19 protein-coding genes are annotated in these 17,777 nt (G+C 58.3%); 7 read left to right on the top strand and 12 right to left on the bottom strand.

The features are described 5' to 3' along the window. The first annotated feature begins 207 nt into the window (after positions 1–207). Complete coding sequence (locus L8H52_RS08095; protein ID WP_003227723.1) at positions 208–810, top strand: peroxiredoxin; 603 nt, start codon at positions 208–210, stop codon at positions 808–810. Positions 811–887: 77 nt separating this feature from the next. Here L8H52_RS08095 and rnt read toward each other — a convergent pair whose 3' ends face one another. Further along, positions 888–1,565: a ribonuclease T gene (gene rnt / locus L8H52_RS08090; protein WP_242206647.1), complete on the bottom strand. Its 678-nt coding sequence runs from the start codon at positions 1,563–1,565 to the stop codon at positions 888–890. Then, positions 1,562–2,608: a dihydroorotase gene (gene pyrC, locus L8H52_RS08085; RefSeq protein WP_007916661.1), complete on the bottom strand. Its 1,047-nt coding sequence runs from the start codon at positions 2,606–2,608 to the stop codon at positions 1,562–1,564. The genes rnt and pyrC overlap by 4 nt, the downstream gene beginning before the upstream one ends. A gap of 160 nt (positions 2,609–2,768) precedes the next feature. Between pyrC and L8H52_RS08080 the strand changes: the two genes are divergently transcribed. Both L8H52_RS08080 and L8H52_RS08075 read left to right on the top strand, forming a co-directional pair. Beyond that, positions 2,769–3,680 (top strand): OmpA family protein, encoded by a 912-nt coding sequence (locus L8H52_RS08080; protein ID WP_242206645.1) that lies wholly within the window; start codon positions 2,769–2,771, stop codon positions 3,678–3,680. Positions 3,681–3,809: 129 nt separating this feature from the next. Further along, positions 3,810–5,027: an argininosuccinate synthase gene (locus L8H52_RS08075; RefSeq protein WP_016986656.1), complete on the top strand. Its 1,218-nt coding sequence runs from the start codon at positions 3,810–3,812 to the stop codon at positions 5,025–5,027. Positions 5,028–5,160: 133 nt separating this feature from the next. Here the strand turns inward: L8H52_RS08075 and L8H52_RS08070 are convergent, their stop codons facing one another. Next, entirely contained in the window at positions 5,161–5,877 is a 717-nt protein-coding gene (locus L8H52_RS08070) for a hypothetical protein (RefSeq protein ID WP_242206643.1), read from the bottom strand. A 513-nt stretch (positions 5,878–6,390) separates the two neighbouring features. On the opposite strand from L8H52_RS08070, the gene L8H52_RS08065 reads away from it, so the two are divergent. Next, positions 6,391–7,017: a response regulator transcription factor gene (locus L8H52_RS08065; RefSeq protein WP_007916656.1), complete on the top strand. Its 627-nt coding sequence runs from the start codon at positions 6,391–6,393 to the stop codon at positions 7,015–7,017. A gap of 90 nt (positions 7,018–7,107) precedes the next feature. Here L8H52_RS08065 and L8H52_RS08060 read toward each other — a convergent pair whose 3' ends face one another. The 8 genes from L8H52_RS08060 to metG all read right to left on the bottom strand — a co-directional run bounded on the left by L8H52_RS08060 (position 7,108) and on the right by metG (position 14,117). Next, on the bottom strand, positions 7,108–7,284 hold the full coding sequence (locus L8H52_RS08060; RefSeq protein ID WP_242206640.1) for a hypothetical protein: 177 nt from the start codon (positions 7,282–7,284) through the stop codon (positions 7,108–7,110). A gap of 106 nt (positions 7,285–7,390) precedes the next feature. Beyond that, positions 7,391–8,029, bottom strand: coding sequence for an endonuclease III (gene nth, locus L8H52_RS08055; RefSeq protein ID WP_242206638.1), 639 nt, complete (start codon positions 8,027–8,029; stop codon positions 7,391–7,393). Continuing rightward, the gene (locus L8H52_RS08050) at positions 8,026–8,607 is read right to left on the bottom strand and encodes an Rnf-Nqr domain containing protein (protein WP_242206636.1); all 582 of its coding nucleotides are present in this window, start codon (positions 8,605–8,607) and stop codon (positions 8,026–8,028) included. Before L8H52_RS08050 ends, nth begins: the two co-directional genes overlap by 4 nt. After that, on the bottom strand, positions 8,604–9,209 hold the full coding sequence (locus L8H52_RS08045; RefSeq protein ID WP_242206635.1) for an RnfABCDGE type electron transport complex subunit G: 606 nt from the start codon (positions 9,207–9,209) through the stop codon (positions 8,604–8,606). Before L8H52_RS08045 ends, L8H52_RS08050 begins: the two co-directional genes overlap by 4 nt. After that, positions 9,206–10,189 (bottom strand): RnfABCDGE type electron transport complex subunit D, encoded by a 984-nt coding sequence (locus L8H52_RS08040; RefSeq protein WP_242206633.1) that lies wholly within the window; start codon positions 10,187–10,189, stop codon positions 9,206–9,208. Before L8H52_RS08040 ends, L8H52_RS08045 begins: the two co-directional genes overlap by 4 nt. Then, positions 10,176–11,384: an electron transport complex subunit RsxB gene (rsxB, locus tag L8H52_RS08035; protein WP_242206630.1), complete on the bottom strand. Its 1,209-nt coding sequence runs from the start codon at positions 11,382–11,384 to the stop codon at positions 10,176–10,178. Before rsxB ends, L8H52_RS08040 begins: the two co-directional genes overlap by 14 nt. Further along, positions 11,381–11,950 (bottom strand): Rnf-Nqr domain containing protein, encoded by a 570-nt coding sequence (locus L8H52_RS08030; protein WP_242206628.1) that lies wholly within the window; start codon positions 11,948–11,950, stop codon positions 11,381–11,383. The genes rsxB and L8H52_RS08030 overlap by 4 nt, the downstream gene beginning before the upstream one ends. 115 nt (positions 11,951–12,065) lie before the next feature. Further along, complete coding sequence (gene metG, locus L8H52_RS08025) at positions 12,066–14,117, bottom strand: methionine--tRNA ligase (protein WP_242206627.1); 2,052 nt, start codon at positions 14,115–14,117, stop codon at positions 12,066–12,068. A gap of 155 nt (positions 14,118–14,272) precedes the next feature. On the opposite strand from metG, the gene apbC reads away from it, so the two are divergent. Then, a complete protein-coding gene (gene apbC, locus L8H52_RS08020; RefSeq protein WP_242206625.1) occupies positions 14,273–15,367 on the top strand; it encodes an iron-sulfur cluster carrier protein ApbC in 1,095 nt (364 codons plus the stop codon). Positions 15,368–15,498: 131 nt separating this feature from the next. Here apbC and L8H52_RS08015 read toward each other — a convergent pair whose 3' ends face one another. Continuing rightward, the gene (locus tag L8H52_RS08015; protein ID WP_242206623.1) at positions 15,499–16,257 is read right to left on the bottom strand and encodes an SDR family oxidoreductase; all 759 of its coding nucleotides are present in this window, start codon (positions 16,255–16,257) and stop codon (positions 15,499–15,501) included. Between the two features lie 164 nt (positions 16,258–16,421). Here L8H52_RS08015 and L8H52_RS08010 point away from each other — a divergent pair, with 164 nt between their 5' ends. Together L8H52_RS08010 and L8H52_RS08005 are read left to right on the top strand one after the other, a co-directional pair. After that, positions 16,422–17,153 (top strand): DUF2470 domain-containing protein, encoded by a 732-nt coding sequence (locus L8H52_RS08010; protein ID WP_242206621.1) that lies wholly within the window; start codon positions 16,422–16,424, stop codon positions 17,151–17,153. 65 nt (positions 17,154–17,218) lie between these two features. Continuing rightward, a complete protein-coding gene (locus L8H52_RS08005) occupies positions 17,219–17,695 on the top strand; it encodes an FxsA family protein (protein ID WP_242206619.1) in 477 nt (158 codons plus the stop codon). The last annotated feature ends 82 nt before the right edge of the window (positions 17,696–17,777 follow it).

Here is a 17,777-nt window from a genome sequence, read left to right as displayed (position 1 = left end):
TGACGAACGGTGATTACTGGCGATTTGCCTGGCCCCGGAAATGCAGCGCCGTTCTGCGCCTGCTTTGAAAAACCGTTAAGGACAGGCCAAATTCGCAGTGTATGATGGTCGGCCCTTGCGAAGGGGGTTCGTGTCACAGGGCTGTCGCCTGAGGGTGGCAGGCTGGCGCGGACCCTGAACTTCAAGTTTTTACACCAGGAGATATCAATGAGCGTACTCGTAGGCAAACAAGCCCCTGACTTCACCGTCCCGGCCGTACTCGGCAATGGCGAGATCGTTGACAGCTTCACCCTGTCCTCGGCCATCAAAGGCAAATACGGCCTGGTGTTCTTCTACCCACTGGACTTCACCTTCGTCTGCCCGTCCGAGCTGATCGCTCTGGACAACCGCATGGCTGACTTCAAGGCACGCAACGTTGAAGTGATCGCTGTGTCGATCGACTCGCACTTCACTCACAACGCATGGCGCAACACCCCAGTGAACAATGGCGGCATCGGTCAGGTGAAATACACCATGGCTGCCGACATGAAGCACGACATCGCCAAGGCTTACGACGTTGAGTCGGAAGGTGGCGTAGCGTTCCGTGGCGCGTTCCTGATCGACGACAAAGGCGTTGTCCGTTCGCAGATCATCAACGACCTGCCGCTGGGCCGTAACATGGAAGAGCTGATCCGTCTGGTCGACGCTCTGCAATTCCACGAAGAGCACGGCGAAGTCTGCCCTGCCAACTGGAAAAAAGGCGACAAAGGCATGAACGCGTCGCCAGAAGGCGTTGCGGCTTACCTGACCGAGAACGCTGCTGCCCTGTAAGGCGTAACGTCGAGGTACAAAAAACCGGCTCATTGAGCCGGTTTTTTTATGCGCGGGATTTACCCGACGACCAACAATCAGTCGTCGAAGTCTTCCCAGCCGCCCATCTGTTTCCAGCGATTGACGATGCCGCAGAACAGCTCAGCGGTTTTTTCGGTGTCGTAACGCGCGGAGTGCGCTTCACGGCCGTCGAAATCGATGTCGGCGGCCTGGCAGGCTTTTGCCAGTACGGTTTGACCGTAGGCAAGACCGGCCAGCGTCGCGGTGTCAAAGCTGGAGAACGGGTGGAACGGGTTGCGCTTCATGTCCAGTCGCGCGACGGCGGCATTGAGGAAGCCGAGGTCGAAGCTGCTGTTGTGGCCGACCAGAATCGCGCGCTTGCAGCCGTTGGCCTTCAGCGCTTTGCGGATGCCACGGAAGATGTCGGTCAGCGCGGTTTCTTCGCTGACGGCCATGCGCAGCGGGTGATCGAGCTTGATCCCGGTGAACTCCAGCGCTGCTGCTTCGATGTTGGCGCCTTCGAAAGGCTCAACGCGAAAGAAGTAGGTGTGATCGGGGTAAACGAAACCCTTTTCATCCATGGCGATGGTGGTCGCAGCAATCTCCAGTAACGCATCGGTGGCCGAGTTGAAGCCGCCGGTTTCTACGTCGACGACAACCGGCAGGTAGCCGCGAAAGCGTGCTGCCATCGGGTGACGAGAACCGCCGCCGCTACTTTGACCGTCCAGTTCGTCGTCGAAATGGTCTTCACTCACGCGTGTTCCTCCAGCAGGCGCCAGCGCAGTTTTTCACCGGCGCGCAGCGGGATAACGGTCAGCTCGCCGAATGGCAGGCTGGTCGGGGCGGTCCATTCTTCACGAACCAGGGTGATGCGATCGGTGTTCGCTGGCAGGCCGTAGAAACGTGGGCCGTTGAGGCTGGCGAAGGCTTCGAGTTTGTCCAGCGCATTACGCTGTTCGAAGGCTTCGGCGTACATCTCGATGGCGGCGTACGCGGTGTAGCAGCCGGCGCAGCCGCAGGCGGCTTCCTTGGCGTGCTGGGCGTGCGGCGCCGAGTCGGTGCCGAGGAAGAACTTCGCGCTGCCGCTGGTAGCGGCGTCGAGCAGGGCTTCCTGATGCGTATTGCGCTTGAGGATCGGCAGGCAATAGAAATGCGGCCGAATGCCGCCAACCAACATGTGGTTGCGGTTGTAGAGCAGGTGGTGCGCAGTGATGGTCGCGCCGACGTTGGCCGAAGCCTCGTTGACGAACTGCACGGCATCGCCGGTGGTGATGTGTTCAAACACCACTTTCAGCGTCGGGAAGCGCTCGACCACACGGCGCATGTGTTCATCGATGAAGATCTTTTCGCGATCAAACACATCGACGTCGCCACGGGTGACTTCACCGTGGATCAACAGCGGCATGCCGACTTCGGCCATGGCTTCGATCGCTGGCAGAATCTTGTCGATGCTGGTCACGCCGGAATCGGAGTTGGTGGTCGCGCCGGCCGGGTACAGCTTGGCGGCGTAGACAAAACCGCTGGCCTTGGCTTCACGAATTTCTTCGGGCTGGGTGCGGTCGGTGAGGTACAGCACCATCAGCGGCTCGAAGCGACTGCCGGCCGGGCGGGCAGCGAGAATCCGCTGGCGATAGCCGTCGGCTTCAGCGGCGTTGCGCACCGGAGGTACCAGGTTGGGCATGATGATGGCGCGGCCAAAAGTGCGCGCAACATCGGCAACGGTATTGGTCAACACGGCACCATCGCGAAGATGAATGTGCCAGTCGTCGGGACGCAGCAGGGTCAGGCGGTCGGACATGAGGGGATTCCAGGCGGGTCAAACTGAGGCGAATGCTACCGGAAAAGACTCTTGCAGGCACTCGCTATCAAGTTTTGCCGGAACCTTCCGATATCCCGTAGGTATGCCGTAAACATAGTGTGAATCGGTCTTTGTGTTTCAGAAGCCAATGGAGCCTCCCGTGCGCCAGCGTTATTTAGCCTTGCTCAGTGTGTTTGCCAGCTTTCCCGCGATGGCGCTCACGTACCAGACCCGTCTGGAGAACATTGAGTGGACGGTCGCCGGGGACAAGTTCGAATGTCGTCTGACCCAGCCGATCACGGATTTCGGCTCGGGTGAGTTCGTGCGCAAGGCCGGTGAGCAGGCGATATTTCGTCTGAATGCCTACAACGCCATGCTTGGCGGCGGTTCAGCGACCTTGCTCGCGGCGGCGGCGCCTTGGCAGCCGGGCCGGGGCGACATCAATCTCGGATCCGTGAGACTCGGCAGTGGCAACGTATTGTTCAACAGTTCGCAGTCCCAGGCCGGTGGTCTGATCAGTGGCCTGCTGGACGGTCGCAGCCCGGTTGTACGTCGCGCGTCTGGCGATGGCCGTGTTTCGGAAGTGCGCTTGCTGCCGGTCAAATTCAGCAAGGCGTTTAACGACTATCAGACCTGTGTGGCGAAATTGCTGCCGCAGAATTTCGAACAGATCAAACAGTCGCAGATCGGCTTCCCCGGCGAGGGTGTTGACCTCGATGCCGCCGCCAAGGCCAAGCTGCAAGTAATGCTCGAATTCATGAAGGCCGACCCGACGGTCAATCACATCGAGCTCGACGGCCATTCTGATAACAGCGGTAATCGCCTGACCAACCGCGAACTGTCGCGGCGCCGCGCGCTGGCGGTGGTCGACTTCTTCAAGGCCAATGGTATTCAGGAATCGCAGATCACCGTGCGTTTCCACGGCGAGCAATATCCCATTGTGCCGAACACCAATGCGGCCAATCGCGCGAAGAACCGTCGGGTCAATGTAAAACTGGCACGCGTGGCGCCGGTCAGCCCCGCACCTGCGCCGCAAGCGAGCACGCCAGCCAGCACTGCAGCGACTTCCTGACCCGCCGGTCATCGTCGCGCTCTCGACAGATTCTGTCGCTTTGTCGTCTTAAGCTGTCGCGCCTCTGTAAATTATCGCGTTTGAGCGGTAGACTCCTCGGCTTTCCGTAGAACCCCGTGGAGTGATGGCATGGCGGACGTAAACAAGGTCGTTCTGGCGTATTCCGGCGGCCTGGACACTTCGGTGATCCTCAAGTGGCTGCAGGATACTTATAACTGTGAAGTGGTGACTTTCACCGCTGATCTCGGTCAAGGCGAAGAGGTCGAGCCGGCCCGCGCCAAGGCTCAGGCCATGGGCGTCAAAGAAATCTACATCGACGATCTGCGCGAAGAATTCGTGCGTGATTTCGTGTACCCGATGTTCCGCGCCAACACCGTTTACGAGGGCGAGTACCTGCTGGGTACTTCCATCGCACGTCCGCTGATCGCCAAGCGTCTGATCGAAATCGCCAACGAAACCGGCGCTGACGCCATTTCCCATGGCGCCACCGGCAAGGGCAACGACCAGGTGCGTTTCGAACTGGGTGCCTACGCCCTCAAGCCAGGCGTAAAAGTGATCGCGCCTTGGCGTGAGTGGGACTTGCTGTCCCGCGAGAAGCTGATGGATTACGCCGAGAAGCACGCTATCCCGATCGAGCGCCACGGCAAGAAGAAGTCCCCGTACTCGATGGACGCCAACCTGCTGCACATCTCCTATGAAGGCGGCGTGCTGGAAGACACCTGGACCGAGCACGAAGAAGACATGTGGAAATGGACCGTCTCCCCGGAGAACGCTCCTGACAAACCACAGTACCTGGAACTGACCTACCGCAACGGCGACATCGTTGCACTGGACGGCGTTGAAATGACTCCGGCCACCGTGCTGGCGACGCTGAACAAGATCGGTGGTGCTCACGGTATCGGCCGTCTCGACATCGTCGAAAACCGTTACGTCGGCATGAAGTCCCGTGGCTGCTACGAAACCCCGGGCGGCACCATCATGCTGCGCGCTCACCGCGCCATCGAATCGATCACCCTGGACCGCGAAGTCGCTCACCTCAAAGACGAGCTGATGCCGAAATATGCCAGCCTGATCTACACCGGTTACTGGTGGAGCCCTGAGCGTCTGATGCTGCAACAGATGATCGACGCTTCGCAGGTCAACGTGAACGGCGTTGTGCGCCTGAAGCTGTACAAAGGCAACGTGATCGTTACCGGCCGCAAGTCCGACGATTCGCTGTTCGATGCCAACATCGCGACCTTCGAAGAAGACGGCGGTGCTTACAACCAGGCTGATGCGGCGGGCTTCATCAAGCTCAACGCGCTGCGCATGCGCATTGCTGCCAACAAGGGCCGCAAGCTGTTCTAAGCGTTGCAGACTGACGTGTAATGAAAAGGGCGGCCTTGTCATCGAGACAAGGTCGCCCTTTTTGCATGATTCTTTGTCTGGATCTGATCGAGCCGTGTTTGTGGTCTTCGCGCTTGTCGCCAAGACTCATCTTTCATGTACGTGCCATCAGCGTCACTGCTTGCGAACACAGGTTATAGACGATACAGAGCGTCTTGCCCGAGCCCTTTTTTACCTGCTTGCTTTGCAGCAGTGCGTTTTTCGTCAGTAAAACATCCGACACGTGATTGGAAAGGAAGACCACCACCCGGGCAGTTTTTCTGTCGAGGGTTCGGATGTTTTCCAGAATCGTAGCTAACTCCTTGGCTTCATCGACATCCCTCGCATCAATGAGGTGCAGGTTACTGATCCATGCAGGTAACTGAATGTTGTGCTGAACAATCAGGTTCGGCTTTTTGTTGATGTCCGTCGGTGGGTCAGGTGCGTTGTGGATCTTGCATGAATCTTGCCGATCGGCAGTGTTTGACTCACTTGGCACGATACAACTTGATAATCCAAATGTACCTTGCATGCTGGGTTCCTGGGGCGAGGTGTGTCGTTTGTTCTCGCGATCGTTGTTATCGATTACTTTTAGAAAGTTTTTGTCTTTACCGAAGTCGGAGGGTGAGTAGAGGGAACGGTAGTTGAAATTTAGTGTGATAAAGAAAAGGAATAACAAATAAAACGGAAAGCTGATCAAGAACCACACGTATATTTCCCGGTCCTTATTGTCGAGAAACGGTAGCGAGATCGCGGCTGATGTTTCCGAGATGGCGGCAAATATGGCAATGACGGTCATTGGGTTGGTGATTTTGTTTTTTATTTTCAACATGCTTTGGCTCTTCTGTCTGATCTTTCTCATAGTTACTGTATTGGTAGTTGGGTTGTTGTTTGGTAGTTGTTTTCCGAGATGTTTATTTTTATAGCAAAAACAAATCGTCAGGTATAAATATCTTGTTTCAGGTGTTTATATTTTGGCTGAGGTGGCGTGTTGCTCTGCAATTGATATTGCTTGATGTTTCCAATTTGAAATCGTGTTGCTTTCATCCGCCGAATCGAAGTTGTTCAGCGCGGGCTCAGACGTTATTGGTCATCGCGGCGAGTCACGATTTCAGCGCTGCTGGAAGTGGCCTGTAACAATGTAAACAGGGAAATATTGCAGCGTCCGAAGGAGGCAATGGTGTCGGTTTTTTCTAGGGGCAGCGGTTTTTTGTAGGATTAATCCGCAATGACTGTAGGGCATGTCTTTCGATGCAAGTGCATGATTATCCTGGCATGCCATAGAGCAAGTGGCTGGGCTATTGTGCGTGTTCTAAAAATTCGAACAGCGAAACTGGACTTGCCCATGAATAAAGTGCTGATCGTGGATGATCATCCTGTCATTCGTCTTGCGGTGCGTATGCTGATGGAACGTCATGGCTACGAAGTCATCGCAGAGACTGATAACGGTGTGGATGCGTTACAACTGGCTCGAGAACAAATGCCGGATATTGTTATTCTGGATATTGGGATACCGAAGCTTGATGGTCTGGAAGTTATCGCGCGTCTGACTTCGACGGCCATGCCTATTAAAGTCCTGGTATTGACTTCACAGGCGCCCGGGCATTTTTCAATGCGCTGCATGCAGTCGGGGGCGGCCGGCTATGTTTGTAAACAGCAGGACCTGACCGAACTGCTCAGTGCGATCAAGGCGGTATTGTCAGGCTACAGTTATTTCCCCAATCAGGCTTTGCATACGGTGCGAACCAGTCTGGGCAATGCCAGTGAGGCCGACATGGTGGATCGTCTGTCCGGTCGGGAGATGATGGTGTTACAGCAGTTGGCACGGGGAAAGACCAACAAGGAAATCGCCGATGGCATGTTTTTAAGTAACAAAACCGTGAGCACTTACAAGACACGCTTGTTGTTGAAGCTTAATGCACGTTCCCTGGTTGACCTGATCGAGTTGGCGCAGCGCAATGGTCTGGTCTGAATACCTGTAGTAGCTGACAGGGTCATGGGCCGATCGAATCCAGCTAGCTGCAGAAAGTAAAAAGCCTCCGGTTCGGGAGGCTTTCAAATATCAGTCATCAAAATCGAACTCGGCCAATCGTTTTTGCAGTCGGCGCTCCTCAAGCAGGTTATCGATGGTGCGGCGCTTGCTCAGATTGGTCTTGGCGACTTCGACCACAGGTTCGGCGTCATCAGTTTCTGCAGCGATATCGTCATCTACATCCAGTTGCTCTGTGTCGCTACTCATAAGCTGACTCCCGGCTAAGAATGCCTTTGGCGCTCCTTATATCGACATTCCAGCGGCGGGTAAAAAAGATTTTTTCAATCGACTCATCAATTATTCCAATAGCCGGTCAATCGTCCGAAGTTTTGGCTTTGTATTCGCACAAGTCCTCGATCCGGCAACTGCCGCAGCGCGGCTTGCGGGCCAGACACACATAGCGGCCGTGAAGAATCAGCCAGTGATGAGAGTCGAGCAGGAATTCTTTGGGGACAAACTTCATCAGCTTTTTTTCCACCTCGACCACATTTTTGCCCGGTGCAATGCCGGTGCGATTGCTGACCCGAAAGATGTGGGTGTCGACAGCCATGGTCAGTTGCCGGAAAGCCGTGTTGAGCACTACGTTTGCGGTTTTGCGGCCCACTCCGGGCAAGGCCTCGAGTTCTTCGCGGGTTTGCGGAACCTCGCTGCCATGGCGTTCAACCAGCAAACGGCAGGTTTCAATGACGTTCCTGGCCTTGCTGTTGTAGAGGCCGATCGTCTTGATGTATTCGGATAGACCGTCGACACCCAAGGCGTGTATCGCGGCCGGAGTATTGGCAACCGGGAACAGCTTCGCCGTGGCCTTGTTGACACCGACATCGGTCGACTGCGCTGAAAGAATCACGGCGATCAACAACTCGAACGGCGAGGAGTAGGCCAGCTCGGTCTTCGGCTCCGGATTGTCTTCGTGCAGGCGGCGAAAAATCTCCAGACGTTTTGCAGCATTCATGGACGATGTGTTTCCTTGGAAATTGAGTTCGGGCGAATCAACGCCTGGCGCGCCGCAAGCAGCAGCGCCAACAAAATAAAAGCGCCGGGGATCAAGCTAATCAAATGCAGCCCTTCGCTGAATACAACAATACCTGGCCATGATTCGGCGAGTCCCCGGCCGAGGCTACCTTGACCGATGAGCTCACGCAGCCCGGCGAGCATCAGCATTAAACTGCCGAACATAACGCAAAGCTTGAAGCGCTCGGTCAGCGACTGGTACCAGAAACCATTGTGCTCCAGCACCACGCATTGCAAGGCGAACAGGCTGGTATAGAGGCCGAAAGATTGCTGCCAGGGTAGAAACCAGCGTTGCGCCATAAGCTCTGCGCAACTGGTGAAAGTCGCGGCGAGCAGCAGGCTTGCCAGCAAAACACTTGTTCCTGTGAGTCGTGAGCGTAAAGCGGACATGCACAGACCATAGAGGCTCACCACCGTAGCGAACATCAATAATGTACCCCGCGCGCCTGCCAATGACTCACTGGTGCCAAGCAGCAGGGTCAGCATCAAGGCGTTCGAAATAGCCGCCGACCGGTTCATGTGCCGCTCCCCAGCAGTGCCGCACGATGTTTATCGAAATAGCGCAGGGCATCATGGATCGCGCTGATTGCGGCGCGAGAGGTGATGGTTGCTCCGGCCATTTGGTCGAACTGTCCTCGATCCTTTTTCAGCGCCCAGCCCGCCTCTGTCGGCTCATTGCCCGACTTACCGATAAACGTCTGCAGCCAGGCATTCGGCCAGTCACCGAGATGTCCGCCGAGTGCTGGCGTTTCGGTCTGTTTGAGGATTTTGACACCCAACAATCTGCCGTTGGCATCCACAGCGATCAACAACTCGATGGCGCCCGCATAACCCTGGGCCTGACTTCGCAGCAGTATCGCTACAGTCTGGCCGCCCAGGGTCGCGCGATAACCGCCCGTCAAGGTGCTATGGCTCAAGGCAGTGTCGGCCAAGGCCAAAGGTTGTTCCAACGGTTGATTGTCGTAGGTTTGAAGCGGCAGCAGATCAAGCAGTTTGCGGGTTTCGATCAAGCGCTGCGCGGCGGCAATCTGTGGTGCGTTAATGCGTTGTACAACGTACGTCGCAGCGATGCCGATGACGGCCAGCAACACAACAGTCACCGCGCTGACCGTGCGACTCATGGGCTCACCTCTGACTGACGAGCCGCGGCAAATCGCTCCAGCGCCGGTACGCCAAGATTCATCAGCAACACCGCAAATGCCACGCCATCCGGGTATCCGCCCCAGGTGCGAATCAAATAAGTCAGCAGCCCGACGCCGACACCGAACAGCAGACGGGCGAGCGCGGTTTTCGCGCCGGACACCGGTTCAGTGATGATGAAGAACGCGCCGAGCATGGTTGCGCCGCTGAGCAGATGAAACAGCGGCGATCCATGCGAGTCCGAACCTGAACCATTCCAGCACAGCAGGCTTGCGACAAACAGGCTGGCAAGCATGCCCAGCGGAGCGTGCCAGGCAAAGACCTGGCGTTGTAGCAAAAACAACCCGCCGGCGAGAAACGCCAGATTCACCCACTCCACACCGTGTCCGCCAAACCGACCGAAGGCCGGATTGCTGGCGAACAACTCGTCCATGGTCAGGCTTTTGTTGATGCGCAGGCTGTCCAGCACAGTGGCCTGTGCCCAGGCGTCCGGTGCCCCACCTGCGCCGAACACCTGTTGAAAAGCGGCGGTCAGGTCCAGGCCGTGGGCCGGCCAATGGGTCATCGGCTGCGGGAACATCACCATGGCCAGGGCGAAGCCGAGCATTGCCGGGTTGAAGGGGTTTTTCCCGACGCCACCGTACACGTGCTTGCCGAACAGCAAGCCCGAGGCAATGGCCGTCACCGTCAGCCACCAGGGGCAGTAGGGTGGCAGGGCGGCAGCCAGCAACGTCGCGCTGACCAGCGCACTGCCGTCGCTCAGCGTCGGCTGCATGGGTTGTCGGCGCAAACGGAGCACCGCAGCCTCGACAATCAGCGCGGTGAGCAGAGACAGCAGCAGATTGATCAATACGCCCCAACCGTAAAACCAGAACAGCGCCAGCAGCCCCGGCAACGTCGCCAGCAGTACCAGCTTCATCGCCTGTTGCAGGCGATTGTCCGGCGTCTCAAGGGGCAACATGATCTTGCACCTGGCGCTCGGCGTCTTGCAGGCGGGCGCGGGCCTTGTCGAGCATTTCTGTGGGCGTGTCGGCGCGCCGTTCGAGTTTGTTGAGGTCCGCGCGGGCGTAGGCCAATTCGGTTTTCAACTGGCGAAGCTGGCTGTCGATCGGGCGTTTTTCGACGCGCACCAAGTCAGGCAATGGCTGCTCGCTGATGGTTTCGGCGGCGTGCAGGGCCTGCTCGGCGTCGCGCAGCGATTGTTCCAGCGTGGCGATCTGAGCGGGCGCCGCTTCGGCGGTTTGGGCTTTTTTCAGTTCGGCGCGGCGCATGGCCAACTGGATCTTCGCCCGTTTCAGATCGGCGTCTTTGGCGGGGGCGGGCACTATGGGCGCTGGCGTTGCGCTGCTTTCAAGTTTCGCCAGGGTCAGTTCTGCCGCTTCGAACTGCTGTTGCAACAAGATCAATTGCGACTGCTGCTCGAATGTCGGCGGATGGCCGAACGCTTTCAACGATTTGTGCAATTGTGCACGGCTCATCGCCACATCGATCTTGGCTTTCTTCAGTGCTGCATCTGCGGACGCTGCTTTCTGCGCACGCACTCGCTCCAGCGCCGCCTGCACCGGATCGGTGGCGGTCACTTCAGGTTGCGCCGCCCGTTTTGCCCGGGCCTCACGTTCAGCCTGTTTCTGTTGTTCTTCGCGTTGCAAACGCTCGTTTCGGCGCTCGAAGCGCTGACGCGCGTGATCACGTTTGGCTGCGCGTGCGCGTTGCTCGTCGAGGCTCAAGGCCAGACCGCCGACCACCGGCAATGTGCCGAGCGGCAGCGGGTGCATTTCAATGCAATCCACCGGACATGGTGCGACACACAGGTCGCAACCGGTGCATTCATCGATGATCACGGTGTGCATCAGTTTCGCTGCGCCGACAATTGCGTCGATCGGGCAGGCCTGGATGCACTTGGTGCAGCCAATGCATTCGGCTTCGCGGATATAGGCAACCTGAGGCGGCGCCGAACCGCGACTGATGTCCAGTTCCAGCACCGGCACTTTCAGCAGTTCAGCCAGCGCAGCGATGGTTTCGTCACCGCCCGGCGGGCACTTGTTGATCGGCTCGCCCTCGGCGATGCCTTGTGCATAGGGCTTGCATCCGGGATGGCCACACTTGCCGCATTGGGTCTGCGGCAGGAGGGCATCGATGCGTTGAATCAGACTCATGTTTTGATCAGTCCACTGAATCCGAGAAAAATCACTGCAATCAGTCCGGCACCGATCAGATCGATCGGCAAGCCGCGAAAGGGCAGTGGAATATCGTTGTCGGCCGTACGCTCGCGCAAATCACAGAACAGGCTCAGCACCAGCCAGAAGCCCAGCCCGGCGCCGAGACTCAGCGCAGTGGCCTGCAGCAGGCCTCGATCGTTTTGCGCGTTGATCAGCGCCAGCCCGAGTACACCGGCGTTACCCAGCAACAACGGCCATAAACCTTCGAAGGGCAGATCCGGCAACCCGCGCGCCAACATTTTCAGCAGTGGCGCGATCAGTAAAACGCTCAACGGCAGAAATACGAATAACCGCAGGGCTTCAAGGTGAAACGGCACCAGCAGCCAATGCCAGATTACGTAACCGATCACGCCAACGATCAACATCAGGCACAACGTCGCCAACCCCAGTGCATGCACTTGCCGACGACTACCCGCCAACAGCGGATCGACGCCCAGCGGCCAGTGCAACACGAAGTTGTTGAGCAGCGCAGCACTGACAAGCGTTAGCACGAGTTCGGTCATGGTTCTGTCGGCGTTACGGGCAGGTGTCTCATAAGGTTAGGCAGTATCCGCCCAGATATGAAAAATCCCACCGGCATGCGGGGCACGTCGGTGGGATCGATTTTGTTGCTGTCGCTTACTTGATGCGCTGACCCGGCTTGGCGCCGCTGTCCGGGCTCAGCAGGTAAATCTCTTCACCGCCAGGGCCGGCCGCCATCACCATGCCTTCGGAAATACCGAATTTCATTTTCCGTGGCTTGAGGTTGGCGATCATCATGGTCAGACGGCCGTCGAGTCTGGACGGATCCGGATAAGCGCTCTTGATGCCCGAGAACACGTTGCGTTGCTCGTCACCGATATCCAGTGTCAGGCGCAGCAGTTTGTCGGCACCTTCCACGTGCTCAGCCTTGACGATCAGCGCGACGCGCAGGTCGATGGCCGCAAAGGCGTCGAAGTCGATTTCCGGCGACAGCGGATCCTTGGCCAGTTCGCCATTGCCGGCCGGAGCAGCGGCACCGGTGTCGGTCTGGCTGGCGGTGAGGTCTTCTTTCGAGGCGTCGCTCATGGCTTGCACTTTTACCGGGTCGATGCGGGTCATCAACGGCTTGAATTCGTTGAGCTGATGGTTGGCCAGCAGCGTGGTGTGGTCGTTCCAGGTCAGCGGGGCAACGTTGAGGAACGCCTCGGCATCGGCGGCCAGTAGCGGCAGCACCGGTTTGAGGAAGATCACCAGTTGGCGGAACAGGTTGATGGCGGTGGCGCAGATCGCCTGGACTTCATCCTGCTTGCCTTCCTGCTTGTTCAACGACCATGGCGCCTTGTCGGCGATCCAGGCGTTGGCGCGGTCGGCGAGGGCCATGGTTTCACGCATGGCGCGGGCGAAATCGCGGGCCTCATAGGCGTCGGCAATGCTCGGCGCGGCGGCGAGGAACGCCTCGGTCAGCTCTGGCGCGGCATTGGTGTCGACCAGCAGGCCGGCGTTGCCTTTCTGAATGAAACCGGCGCATCGGCTGGCGATGTTGACCACTTTGCCGACCAGGTCGGAGTTGACCTTCTGCACGAAGTCTTCGAGGTTCAGGTCGAGGTCATCGACGCCACGGCCCAGTTTGGCCGCGTAGTAGTAGCGCAGGTACTCCGGCGACAGGTGATCCAGATACGTACGGGCCTTGATGAAGGTGCCACGCGATTTGGACATTTTCTGGCCGTTGACGGTCAGGTAGCCGTGCACGTTGATGCCGGTTGGCTTGCGGTAGCCCGCGCCTTCGAGCATCGCTGGCCAGAACAGCGCGTGGAAGTTGACGATGTCCTTGCCGATGAAGTGGTACAGCTCGGCGGTGGAGTCTTTGCCCCAGAACGCGTCGAAGTCCAGCTCCGGAGTGCGGTCGCAAAGGTTCTTGAAGCTGGCCATGTAGCCGATCGGCGCGTCCAGCCACACATAGAAATACTTGCCCGGCTCGCCCGGAATCTCGAAACCGAAGTACGGCGCATCGCGGGAGATGTCCCACTGTTGCAGGCCGGCATCCAGCCATTCGGCGATCTTGTTGGCGACGGCGTCCTGCAGGGTGCCGCTGCGGGTCCAGGTCTGCAGCATTTGCTGGAAGTCTGGCAGCTTGAAGAAGAAGTGCTGGGAATCCTTGAGCACCGGAGTGGCGCCAGAGATGGCCGACTTCGGATCCTTCAGGTCGGTCGGCGCGTAGGTCGCACCGCATTTTTCGCAGTTGTCGCCGTACTGGTCTTCAGTGCCACATTTCGGGCAGGTGCCCTTGATGAAGCGGTCGGCCAGGAACATTTTCTTTTCCGGGTCGAAATACTGGGTGATCGAACGCTGGGCGATGTGCCCGGCGTCACGCAGCTTGAGGTAGATCTGGCTCGACAGCTCACGGTTTTCTTCAGCGTGAGTGGAGTGGAAGTTGTCGAAATCAACGAGGAACTCGGCAAAGTCGGCGCTGTGTTCAGCCTGCACATTGGCGATCAGTTGTTCCGGGGTGATGCCTTCCTTTTCCGCGCGCAGCATGATCGCCGAACCGTGGGCGTCGTCGGCGCAGACATAAATGCATTGATTGCCGCGATGCTTCTGGAAGCGCACCCACATATCGGTCTGGATATATTCCAGCATATGGCCAAGGTGAATCGAACCGTTGGCGTAGGGCAGGGCGCTGGTGACGAGGATCTTGCGTGGTTCGGACATGTGGGGCTTCGCTACTTGATGAAACGGAGGTCGGCCACTATAAAGCGCCGGGCAAGATATTTCACCCCTGCAAATCGTTGCCGGGCATGCCGTCCGGAGGATAGAAGGGGTAGGATAGCCGCCATCTTTTCCCAGTCTTGTTATCGGAGTTGCCCATGAGTGCCGTCACTCGCGCAGCGGTGGAAGCCGTCCTCAGCCAATACACCGACCCTTACCTGAACCAGGACCCGGTCAGCGCCGGTTGCGTGAAGAACATCGAGATCGTCGGTGACCGCGTCAACGTGCAGCTGGAAATCGGCTACGCCGCCGGTCTGTTCAAGAGCGGCTGGGCGCAATTGCTGCAACTGGCCATCGAAAACCTCGACGGCGTGGTAATCGCCAAGGTCGAGGTCAACACGGTGATTGCCGCGCACAAGGCCCAGGCGCAGATTCCGGGGCTGGCCAACGTCAAGAACGTGGTCGCCGTGGCGTCCGGCAAGGGTGGCGTGGGCAAGTCGACCACTGCGGCCAATCTCGCCCTGGCCCTGGCCCGTGAAGGCGCCAAGGTCGGCATTCTCGACGCCGATATCTACGGCCCGAGTCAAGGCATCATGTTCGGCATCCCCGAGCGCACCCGCCCGGAGGTCAAGGATCAGAAGTGGTTCGTGCCACTCAAGGCCCATGGCGTTGAAGTCATGTCGATGGCGTTCCTGACCGACGACAACACGCCGATGGTCTGGCGCGGGCCGATGGTCTCCGGCGCGTTGCTGCAACTGGTCACGCAAACCGCGTGGGGCGATCTGGATTATCTGGTCATCGACATGCCACCGGGCACTGGCGACATTCAGTTGACCCTGGCGCAGAAAGTCCCGGTGGCCGGCGCGGTGATCGTCACTACTCCGCAGGATCTGGCATTGCTCGACGCGCGCAAAGGCGTGGAAATGTTCCGCAAGGTCAACATTCCGGTGCTGGGCGTGGTGGAAAACATGGCCGTGCACATCTGCTCGAACTGCGGGCATGCCGAGCATCTGTTCGGTGAGGGCGGTGGTGAGAAACTGGCGACCCAGTACGGTGTGGAACTGCTGGCTTCGCTGCCGCTGTCGATGTTGATCCGCGAGCAGGCCGATGGCGGCAAGCCAACGGTGATCGCCGAGCCGGACAGCCAGATTGCCATGGTCTACCAGGAACTGGCCCGCCACGTCGGCGCGCGGATTGTGTTGCAGGAAGCGGCAACGCCGGCGATGCCGAACATCACCATCAGCGACGATTGATCAATCAGCAACACCGATAACCCTGTAGGAGTGAGCTTGCTCGCGATAGCGGAATAACATTCAACAGATTTGTTGAATGAATGACCGCAATCGCGAGCAGGCTCACTCCTACATTTGTTATGTGTTGGCAGTTAGATACGCAACCCGCCATCCATCTCCAGAATCCGCCCGGTGTAATAGTCGTTTTCGAAAATATACGCCGCCGAATGGGCGATCTCTTCCGGCTTGCCCATGCGCTTGAGCGGAATTCCCGAGGTCATTTTCTCCAGCGCTTCGGGCTTCATGCCCAGGGTCATCTCGGTCTCGATGAAGCCCGGCGCGATACCCGCCACACGAATGCCATAGCGTGCCAGCTCTTTGGCCCAGGTCACGGTCGCCGCAGCAACACCGGCCTTGGCCGCGGAATAGTTGGTCTGGCCAACGTTACCGGCACGCGAGATCGACGAAATATTGATGATTGCGCCGCTGGTCTTCAGCTCGACCATTTTCGCCGCCACCTCACGGGTGCAGAGGAACACGCCGGTCAGGTTGACGTCGATCACCGCCTGCCACTGTGCCAGGCTCATCTTGGTCATTTCGCCGTCCTTGACCTTGAGCAGCAGGCCATCACGCAGGATCCCGGCATTGTTGATCAGGCCGTGGATCGCGCCGAAATCAGCGGCGACCTGGGCGACCATGTGCTCGACCTGTTCTTCATTGGCGACGTTGCACAGATAGCTGCGCGCCTCGACGCCCTTGGCCTTGCAAGCGGCCACTGCATCGTCGAGCTTTTCCTGATTGAGGTCGACGAGGGCGAGCTTCGCGCCCTTGCTGGCGAAATACTCGGCCATGGAACGGCCCAAACCCTGGCAACCGCCAGTGATAATGATTACTTTGTCGTTGAGTTGCATTCGCATGTCCCGATAGCAGGTCTGAGTTGTTTTTGTTATCAGCGCCTCTCGATCTGCACCGGCCGAGGCGGGTTTGCACATGAGAATTTCCCGATGGCGTGACGGGGACTTGAACCCGGGCGCCTGTCCGTTTTTTCGACGGATTCTATTTAAGGAGTCATAAATTGAGCGTTGAAGTGGCCAAGAATGCCCGAGAATTGCTTCTCAAGGAATACCGTGGAGTGCTGTCGACTCACTCCAAATCGATGCCCGGTTTTCCCTTTGGCTCCGTGGTGCCGTACTGCCTCGACGAGCAGGGCCGGCCGCTGATCCTGATCAGCCGCATCGCCCAGCACACCCACAACCTGCAAAAAGACCCGAAATGCTCGATGTTGGTGGGGGAGCGCGAAGCCGATGACGTGCAAGCCGTTGGTCGCCTGACTTATCTGGCCGAAGCGCAGAAGCTTGAAGATGCCGCTGCCATCGAGGCCGCTGCCGAGCGCTACTACCGTTATTTCCCGGACTCGCAGAACTACCACAAGGCCCACGATTTCGATTTCTGGGTGCTGAACCCGGTGCGTCACCGCTACATCGGCGGTTTTGGCGCGATTCACTGGGTCGATCAGTTGACCCTGGCCAACCCGTTTGCCGGCAAGGCTGAAATCAGCATGGTCGAGCACATGAACAGCGACCACGGCAAAGCCATCGCGCACTACGTCGACCTCGCCGGTCTGCCGAAAAACGTGCCGGCGCAACTGGCCGGCATCGACGCCGAAGGCCTGCATCTGCGCATCGGTCAGGCGCTTTACTGGTTGCCGTTCCCGGCACCTTGTAATACGCCGACACAAGTGCGCGAAGCCTTGGTTTCATTGGCCCATGCTGAGGTCTGGCCAAAAAATGAGGGGGTCGGCGCTTGAATTCACGAAAGGGCGACGTCATCTAAGGCTTACTGCAAGGCATTTCTTGCGTTGAGGAAACTTTGATGCGCCCTTTTCTGTTGCTCTTTCTGCTGTTTCCAGTGCTGGAGCTGTTCGTATTCGTCAAAGTGGCAGGGGCTATCGGGTTCTTCCCGGCCCTGCTGCTGGTCATTCTCGGCTCGATGTTCGGCGTGTTCGTGCTGCGCGTCGCCGGTCTGGCCACGGCACTGCGTGCCCGTGAAAGCCTGAACCGCGGCGAACTGCCCGCGCAAACCATGCTCGAAGGGCTGATGCTGGCTCTGGCCGGTGGCCTGCTGATCCTGCCGGGCTTTATCAGCGACGTGGTCGGCCTGGTCATGCTGCTGCCGTTCAGCCGTCGACTGCTGGCGAACAAAATGCGCCAGCGCGCCGAGGAACAGGCCATGCGCCAGCGTGCGTTCGCCGATGACCTGCAACCCCGTGGCGGTCCTGCACCGCGTCAGCCTCTGGGCCGCGAGGGTGATGTGATCGAAGGCGAGTTCGAACACCGCGACACCAAGTAACTGCACTGTCTGCACGGCACCTTCGGGTGCCGTGTTCATTTTCGGGCTGCTGAAGTGAAAAATTTTCTGCCCCCGCCCTTGT

This window comes from Pseudomonas sp. CROZ-RG-20F-R04-15, assembly GCF_022662375.1.
Lineage (GTDB): Bacteria > Pseudomonadota > Gammaproteobacteria > Pseudomonadales > Pseudomonadaceae > Aquipseudomonas.
Note: the sequence above shows the minus strand (reverse complement) of the source record. Positions and strands in the feature narration are given on the sequence as shown.